This window comes from Ideonella sp. B508-1, from assembly GCF_000333615.1.
Lineage (GTDB): Bacteria > Pseudomonadota > Gammaproteobacteria > Burkholderiales > Burkholderiaceae_C > Ideonella.
Map to the genome: position 1 here is coordinate 1 of NZ_BADL01000567.1, position 1,223 is coordinate 1,223.

Consider the following 1,223-nt stretch of genomic DNA (forward strand, 5'->3'; position numbering starts at 1 on the left):
ATGGCGATAAACAGCCGAGCCTATGGAAAGCGTGTGGCCATGAAGGTGGATCTCCGGGATGACGCCTTCTGCGAAGCATTGATCGAGAGATACATCGCCCTGGTCAGCGGCGGCGCGACACCCCGTAAGAGCCGGGGCGCGAAGTGCAGAACCTGCGGCCACGGGGCGCGTTGCCAAACCTGAACCATCCCCACGAGGACAACACCATGAAACACACAGATCGCCCCTTCCGTCTTCTCGGCGCGTTCGCCGCGCTGCTGGAAGACCACCGCAAGGACTTTGACGGGTTCGTGCGCGACGTGGAGAACGTGCGCTTCGGCCGCACGGCACTCGACGGCCAGCAGAAGAACCGGCTGCGCTACGCCTTGAACAACATGGGCTTGCTGCTGATCGACATCCAAGACTGCATCAAGAGCGGCATGTACGAGGGTGACGAGCTGGACGTGCTGGTGCAGACGAAGAACGACTGGCTGGACATGAAGCGCCGGGTGGACGACTACATGGCATCCATCAACCAGATCGAGGAATTGACCGAGCGTGTGTTGCAGCCGCTGCGCGTGAGCTGAAGGGCAGGAATGAGGAACAAGCGCCCTTCCCTGCCTGGCCTCGCGCTGATCGCAGCCATCGCTTTCGCGGGCGAAAGTTCGGCCGCTGGCCACGGCGACGGCCCGACGATCCCGATGCCGGGGCAGATCGAGGGCAAGGTCATCCACGTGGACGACGGGGACACCTTGATTGTTCTGGATGCAGACGGGTTCAAGCGAGTGATCCGGTTGACCGACATCGACGCGCCGGAGACGGGTCATGGTCAGCGGCGGCCGGGACAGCCCTACTCGGCCAAGGCCACGCAGCAGATGAAGTCGATGACGCTGGGCAAGCCGGCTCGGGCAGATTGCTACGACATCGACGCGCGGACGCGCGATGACGGCTCGGTGCGCGAGCGCTACGTGTGCCGGGTGTTCGTGGACGGCATCGACGTGAACATGGCGATGATCGACGCGGGCCTGGCGATGGCGTACCGCCAGAACAAGCGTTATGTGCGAAACGCAGAGACGTACAGCCACGAAGACGCCGCGCGCCAAGCCGGCCGTGGTCTGTGGGCTCAGCAGCAGCCGGTGCCGCCGTGGGAGTGGCGCCGAGCATGCTGGGAGAGACAGCAATGCCCAGGCGCGGGAGACTGACGCCACCCGTTTACGGGTATTCCCGCCTCCTAATGTGCTGCC

General features: G+C 64.0%; 2 protein-coding genes and 1 pseudogene. All 3 read left to right on the forward strand.

Going from position 1 to position 1,223, the window contains the following annotated elements; translation table 11 throughout:
* Positions 1-183, forward strand: a pseudogene (locus I73_RS34255) (hypothetical protein); the annotation flags it as partial.
* 23 nt (positions 184-206) lie between these two features.
* The gene (locus tag I73_RS22240) at positions 207-566 is read left to right on the forward strand and encodes a hypothetical protein (RefSeq protein WP_022982634.1); all 360 of its coding nucleotides are present in this window, start codon (positions 207-209) and stop codon (positions 564-566) included.
* A gap of 9 nt (positions 567-575) precedes the next feature.
* Positions 576-1,181, forward strand: coding sequence for a thermonuclease family protein (locus I73_RS29860; RefSeq protein ID WP_022982635.1), 606 nt, complete (start codon positions 576-578; stop codon positions 1,179-1,181).
* Positions 1,182-1,223 lie beyond the last annotated feature (42 nt).

Bases quoted from the DNA above. Each gene is read 5' to 3' on its own strand.
- I73_RS22240 (WP_022982634.1), top strand. From the start codon at position 207: ATGAAACACACAGATCGCCCCTTCCGTCTTCTCGGCGCGTTCGCCGCG.
- I73_RS29860 (WP_022982635.1), top strand. From the start codon at position 576: ATGAGGAACAAGCGCCCTTCCCTGCCTGGCCTCGCGCTGATCGCAGCC.